General features: G+C 60.6%; 6 protein-coding genes. 5 read left to right on the forward strand and 1 reads right to left on the reverse strand.

Annotation, left to right across the window (positions count from 1 at the left end; translation table 11 throughout):
- Positions 1 to 54: 54 nt before the first annotated feature.
- Entirely contained in the window at positions 55 to 366 is a 312-nt protein-coding gene (locus DNI29_RS23520) for a hypothetical protein (protein WP_123823419.1), read from the reverse strand.
- Between the two features lie 95 nt (positions 367 to 461).
- Here DNI29_RS23520 and DNI29_RS23525 point away from each other — a divergent pair, with 95 nt between their 5' ends.
- The 5 genes from DNI29_RS23525 to DNI29_RS23545 form a co-directional block, all read left to right on the forward strand.
- A complete protein-coding gene (locus tag DNI29_RS23525) occupies positions 462 to 869 on the forward strand; it encodes a GlcG/HbpS family heme-binding protein (RefSeq protein ID WP_110980602.1) in 408 nt (135 codons plus the stop codon).
- 376 nt (positions 870 to 1,245) lie between these two features.
- On the forward strand, positions 1,246 to 2,403 hold the full coding sequence (locus DNI29_RS23530) for a glutathione-independent formaldehyde dehydrogenase (protein WP_110980603.1): 1,158 nt from the start codon (positions 1,246 to 1,248) through the stop codon (positions 2,401 to 2,403).
- Positions 2,404 to 3,087: 684 nt separating this feature from the next.
- A complete protein-coding gene (locus tag DNI29_RS23535) occupies positions 3,088 to 3,648 on the forward strand; it encodes a (2Fe-2S)-binding protein (protein ID WP_110980604.1) in 561 nt (186 codons plus the stop codon).
- 19 nt (positions 3,649 to 3,667) lie between these two features.
- Positions 3,668 to 4,693, forward strand: a complete 1,026-nt coding sequence (locus tag DNI29_RS23540) for an FAD binding domain-containing protein (RefSeq protein ID WP_110980605.1) — start codon at positions 3,668 to 3,670, stop codon at positions 4,691 to 4,693.
- Between the two features lie 119 nt (positions 4,694 to 4,812).
- On the forward strand, positions 4,813 to 6,321 hold a 1,509-nt coding region (locus DNI29_RS23545; protein WP_110980606.1), incomplete at its 3' end, for a xanthine dehydrogenase family protein molybdopterin-binding subunit.

The following is a 6,321-nucleotide window of genomic DNA, read 5'->3' on the forward strand; positions in this document are numbered from 1 at the left end:
GTTCCTTGTTGATAGGCATCACGCACCCGCTCTACAGCGTAGAATCAGTCTTTCTCAGGCAGTACTATAACCCTGTTTGATAACCGGGCTTAGCGTGTAAATCCGCCCTTGTGGCAAAAGAACCCCAGTACGGCATAGGTCAGGCCCGATTTTGAGGCTGAACAACATGAAAAACAGCAGTTCCCCCTCATCCGCGAACGTGGCCCCGACCGGATTGATGGTCGGGCGCTCCGCCATCGACGCGCCGTATACACGCTGGTAGGCCGCGGCGAACAGCGGCACCAACGCGTCAAAGCGCACCGCATCTAGGCCGGTCGCTGCCCGCCATTGCCGCACGGTGCGCAGTTCTGTAATCAAGAGTTTCATGCCCAAAAAAACCGCTCTCAATCGCAACAACTCTAAATGAAATACTGTTTATCGGCAGAAGCCTTTCTCGTTTTCTCTTCTCATCATTCCATTTTATGGATATCTCCCTTGAATTAGCCCAACAAGCCGTCCATGCCGCCCACCAGAAGGCCCTGGACCTGGGCGTGAAAATGAATATTGCCGTGGTGGATGCTGGCGCCAACCTTACGGCCTTCATCCGGATGGATGATGCCTGGCTGGGCTCCATTGACATTGCCATTCGAAAAGCTAAAACGGCGCGCTATTTTGATATGCCCACCGGCGACCTGGGCCAGGCTTCTCAACCCGGCGGCTCGCTTTACAACATTGAGCACTCCAATGGCGGCCTGATTACCTTCCCGGGTGGCATTCCTATTCTCGACGCCAACGGCCGCGTGATTGGGGCCATCGGGGTTTCGGGCAGCACTGTGGAGAACGACCATGCGGTGGCCGAAGCGGGTATGCACGCCGTAGAAAATCAGTAGTGGCCTAGCTATCTGCCGTAAGCCTTGCAGCCGGATTGCTCCTGAGGTGGTCCGGTTGCTTTGCGTTCGGCCAAGTTATACGTCTTAGTGGGCGGGGCTGCACGGGTGAAATCCGGGCATAGCTCGGCATGTCAGCCCCACTATCCGTTAGTAAGTACTCCTCCGTACCTCCGCTCTATAGTAGATGTGTTGCGATGGAGCAAGTAAGGTGTTAAGTGAACACTCCAGAGGCCGGCGCAGACTTCGTGCAGTTCAGCATAGCGTTGGGGGCGCACAATAGTAGGAACGGAAAACAACGTTAGGGAGATTCAACCAAACCTTCTGCCCGATAATGCCGTCACTGTGAGGAGTAAGTCAACCTTTCAAGCTCAATCTCATGAAAGCACTTGTTTATTACGGCCCCTTGGACGTGCGCGTGTCCGAAATGCCCGACCCTAAAATTGAGCAACCCACTGACGTGCTGGTTCAGATAACCACCACCAACATTTGTGGCTCCGACCTGCATATGTACGATGGCCGCACCAACATCGAAGCCGGCCGGATTTTTGGCCACGAGAACCTGGGCCGGGTTGTTGAGGTCGGTAAGGCAGTGATGAAGGTCAAAGTGGGTGACATGGTGTGCATGCCGTTTAATATCGGTTGTGGCCACTGTAAAAATTGTGAGCGCAAACTCACTGCGTTTTGTCTGACGATGAACCCCGGTTTTGCCGGGGCGGCCTATGGCTTCGCCGGCATGGGACCGTATGAGGGCGGGCAGGCTGAATACTTGCGCGTGCCATACGGGGATTTCAACTGCCTGATATTGCCCGAGGATGCCAGCGAGAAGGAAAACGACTACGCTATGCTTTCCGACATCTTCCCGACGGGCTACCACGCCACGGAACTGGCGGGGGTAAAACCGGGCGAATCGGTGGTCATTTACGGTGCCGGGCCGGTTGGGCTCATGGCCACGCTGTCGGCCCGCATAAGAGGGGCCGACAAAATCATGGTGGTGGACAGCCACCCCGACCGGTTGCGGCTAGCGGAGGAATTGGGGGGCATCCCCATCGACATGTCGAAAGGCTCGGCCGTGGACCAGGTGCTGGACTTGACGGACGGGCAGGGGGCCGACCGGGGCTGCGAATGCGTGGGCTACCAGTGCTGCAACAAACACGGCCAGGAACAGTCGAACGTCACGATGAACGAACTGGTCCAGGCGGTGAAAGCGACCGGCTCTATTGGCGTGGTGGGCGTTTTTGTGCAGGAAGACCCGAAGTCCAAAGAGGCACTGCAGAAAAAAGGCCACATGGACTTCGACTTTGGCAGCTTCTGGATGAAGGGGCAAAGCATTGCCACGGGCCAAGCCAACGTCAAATCGTACAACCGGGAGCTTTGTGCGCTGATATCTTCCGGTAAAGCGAAGCCGTCCGCCATCGTCTCCCACGAACTTTCCCTGGACGAGGCCCCCGATGCCTACAAGCACTTTAACGCCCGTGACAAGGGCTGGACGAAAGTGGTGCTGAAACCCGGCAAAACGAGCAGCAACAAGAAATAAGCGGCAAGCCCGGAAACCGGAGCCAGGCGCGGTTTTGAAACGACGGACCGTAGCAGGCTCATCCTGTTGCGGTCCGTTGTTTCAGTGGTAGCTTGAACCAACCCAAACGGGTGGACGCGCCGTGCTGACGCCACCTTGCTCACGGCGTCCGCCACAACGTCGTCGTTCACGCCCACCGCAAACCGGCCGCTTGCAAGCCGGCCTTCTGATAGGGGGCGCGCTAAAGCAGGAACAGAAATTCCCGCTAAGGCGGACAGCGGGCTACGCAACCGGCGGCTACAGGTTACTCTTGAGGCCTTGATAGGCGTCGGGAAATGGGCCCACCGCCGGCTCCTTTTTGTACCAGCGCCGGCGAAACCAGAAGGCAATATTCACCAGGGCAAGTAGCGCTGGTACTACGCGGTAGCCCGCGCCTTGATTCGCTGTCCGCTTCGACGACCACCTGCCGCGTTTTGCCACTAGCGAATCAGCTTGGGGGATGTTCGGAAATTAGAAAACGGAAAATATTCTTTCTGGGCCGGCACGGGTCCTCCCCGTCAGCAGGGCAGTTGATAAGCAACTTAAAACAGCGGTTTCTGAATTTACGCCATGCCCAACAAGCTGCGTGTTAATAAGTACATTTCCGAACGCACTCTTCGTGTTGCGTTCCTTGCCTACCCTCACTCTCTTACCCCTACTTTCCCGATGCATACAACCCCTGTCCTCCAAAAACCGCTTGATAGCTCGCCCGCGGCCATCGTGCCCACCCAAGCCGTGACGCTGCACGTGAACGGCGAAGACCACACCCTCCAGCTGGCGCCCTGGACCTCCCTGCTCGACGCGCTGCGCGAGTACCTGGACCTGACTGGCACCAAGAAAGGCTGCGACCACGGCCAGTGCGGCGCCTGCACGGTGCTCGTGAACGGCAAGCGCATCAACTCGTGCCTAGCACTGGCTACCGTGTACCAGGGCAGCGACATTCAGACTATCGAGGGGCTGGGTACCGAGGAGGAGCTGAACCCGTTGCAGCAGGCCTTCATTGACCACGATGCCTTCCAGTGCGGCTACTGCACCCCCGGCCAGATTTGCTCGGCCCAGGGGTTGATTAACGAGGGCCGCGCCAAGACCGTGGACGAAGTACGCGAACTGATGAGCGGCAACCTCTGCCGCTGCGGCGCCTACACCAACATCCTATCGGCCGTGATGGAGGTTATTGACCGTCAGGCGGTCGTAAATAATGGCACGCTGACTACTATTCCCGCCTAATTTTCTTCTGCCCCAGCCTATGAACAGTTTTACCCTCACCCAAGCCACGGCCATTGACGAGGCCCTGCGCGACAAGGCCAGCCACGACAACTCGGCCTACCTGGGCGGCGGCACCAACCTCATCGACTTGATGAAGGAAAACGTGGCCCGCCCTACCCACCTCACCAGCCTGCACAAGCTGCCGCTAAGCCAGATTGAGCGGGCGCCCGATGGCGGCCTGCGCCTGGGCGCGCTGGCCACCAACGCCGAAACGGCCTACCACCCCGAAGTGGAAAAGCACTACCCGCTGCTGAGCCAAACCATCCTGGCCGGGGCCACGCCGCAGCTGCGCAACATGGCCACCAACGGCGGCAACCTCATGCAACGCACCCGCTGCTACTACTTCTACGACCTGGCCACGCCCTGCAACAAGCGCGAACCCGGCACGGGCTGCTCCGCCATCGGCGGCTATAACCGCATTCACGCTATTCTGGGGGCCAGCGAGCAGTGTATCGCTACCCATCCTTCCGACATGTGCGTGGCCCTGGCCGCCCTCGAAGCCGTGGTGCAGGTGAGTGGCCCGGACGGCGAGCGCCGCATCAAGTTTGAGGATTTTCACCGCCTGCCCGGCGAGAGGCCGGAACTGGACAACACGCTGCAACCCGGCGAGTTGATAACGGCCGTGGACCTGCCCGAAAAAGGGTTTGCCAAGCACTTTACGTATCTCAAGCTGCGCGACCGCACGAGCTATGCCTTCGCCGCGGTGTCGGTAGCCGCGGCGCTGGAGTTGGACGGCAACACCATCCGGGAGGCGCGGCTGGCGCTGGGCGGTGTGGCCCACAAGCCCTGGCGTAGCAAAGAAGCCGAAGCGCTGCTGGTAGGACGGCCCGCTACGGTTGAGACCTTTCGCCAAGCAGCCGACCAGGTTGTGAACGGAGCCGTGGGCCAAGGCTCCAACGACTTCAAGATTGAGTTGGCCCGGCGCGCCGTGGTGCGGGCCCTCAAGCAGGCGACCGAGATGAACTACGAGCTGGACGAAAACGCCTTCCTCAATTCCAATCCGTAGGGGCGGCCTTGCCCCCGCCCGGCCGCCCGCGCTGGCCGCAGCCGTTGACCGGCACCCTTCACGCAGCCTTGTTTATACCACGGCGGGGCCAGCCCCGTCCCTCCCCCCCCCTTACTACCATGAAGCAGACGATTGCCGCTCCGCCCGTTATCCGCCTGGGCACGGACTATATTGGGAAGCCCGTTAGCCGCGTAGAGGGCTTGGCCAAAGTAACCGGCGCGGCCAAGTACGCCGCCGAGTTCAACGTGCCCGACCTGCTCTACGGCTACGTCGTGAGCAGCCCGATTGCCAAGGGCAAAATCACTAAGATTCACGCCGACGAGGTGCTGGCGCTACCCGGCGTGCTGCAGGTGTTCTCGCACGAAAACGTGCCCTCACTGGCTTGGTTCGACCGCAGCTACAAGGACGATTTGGCGCCCGGCGGCTCGCCGTTCCGGCCCCTGCACGCGGCCGAAATCCTGTTCAGCCAGCAGCCCGTAGCCCTGGTTGTAGCCGAAACGTTTGAGCTGGCCCGCTACGCCGCCTCCCTGCTGCGCGTTGAGTACGCGGCCGAGGCGCACGAGACCGATATTGAGAAAAAGCGCGACGACGGCTACGAGCCCGGCCGCGGCAAAACCGGCTTCATGCCGCCGCCCAAGCCCCGCGGCAACCCCAACGAGGCGTATAAGAACGCCGCCCATCAGCACGAGGCCGAGTACATCCACCTGGCCCAGCACAACAACCCGCTGGAGAACTTCGCCACCACCGTCGAGTGGCTGGGTGAGGGCAAGAAGCTGAACATCTTCGACAAAACGCAGGGCGCGATGAACGTGCAGCAGTACCTGACGAAGATTTTCGGGCTCAGCAAGGAGGAGGCGCGGGTGATTTCCAAGTTCACCGGCGGTGCCTTCGGCGCCGGGCTGCGGCCCCAATATCAGGTGTTTCTGGCCGTGTTGGCGGCGCTGGCGCTGGAGCGCTCGGTGCGCGTGTCGCTGACGCGGCAGCAGATGTTCAGCCTCGGCCACCGCCCCCACACGCTGCAATACCTCAAGTTGGGCGCCAACGAAAACGGCGGCCTCGAAGCCGTGCACCACGCCGCCTTGGCCGAAACCTCGCAGTTCGAAGACTTCACCGAAGTCGTCGTGAACTGGTCGGGGCTGCTCTACCAGTGCGAGAACGTGAAGCTGGACTACCAGTTGACTAAGATTGACGCCAACTCGCCCATCGACATGCGGGCGCCGGGCGCGGCCACGGGCTCGTTCGCCCTCGAATCGGCGATGGACGAGCTGGCCTACAAAGCTGGCGTGGACCCGCTCGATTTCCGGTTGCTCAACTATGCTGAGCGCGACCAGAACATGAAAAAGGAGTTTTCGAGCAAGAAGCTGCGCGAGTGCTACCACCAGGGCGCCGCCCGGTTTGGCTGGGAAAAGCGTAACCCTACCCCCCGCTCGATGCGCGACGGCAACTGGCTGATTGGCTACGGCATGGCGACCGGCTGCTGGGACGCTACGCAGCAGAAGGCCGCCGCCAAAGCCAGCCTCACCGCCGCCGGCCACCTGATGGTGAGCAGCGCCAGCAACGACATCGGCACCGGCACCTACACCATCATGACTCAGATTGCGGCCCAAACCCTGGGCTTGCCGCTGGAA

It is taken from the genome of Hymenobacter sediminis (genome assembly GCF_003231285.1).
GTDB lineage: Bacteria > Bacteroidota > Bacteroidia > Cytophagales > Hymenobacteraceae > Hymenobacter > Hymenobacter sediminis.

Excerpts from the sequence above, each read along its gene's own strand:
- DNI29_RS23520 (WP_123823419.1), bottom strand. The coding sequence starts at position 366 with ATGAAACTCTTGATTACAGAACTGCGCACCGTGCGGCAATGGCGGGCA.
- DNI29_RS23525 (WP_110980602.1), top strand. The coding sequence starts at position 462 with ATGGATATCTCCCTTGAATTAGCCCAACAAGCCGTCCATGCCGCCCAC.
- DNI29_RS23530 (WP_110980603.1), top strand. The coding sequence starts at position 1,246 with ATGAAAGCACTTGTTTATTACGGCCCCTTGGACGTGCGCGTGTCCGAA.
- DNI29_RS23535 (WP_110980604.1), top strand. The coding sequence starts at position 3,088 with ATGCATACAACCCCTGTCCTCCAAAAACCGCTTGATAGCTCGCCCGCG.
- DNI29_RS23540 (WP_110980605.1), top strand. The coding sequence starts at position 3,668 with ATGAACAGTTTTACCCTCACCCAAGCCACGGCCATTGACGAGGCCCTG.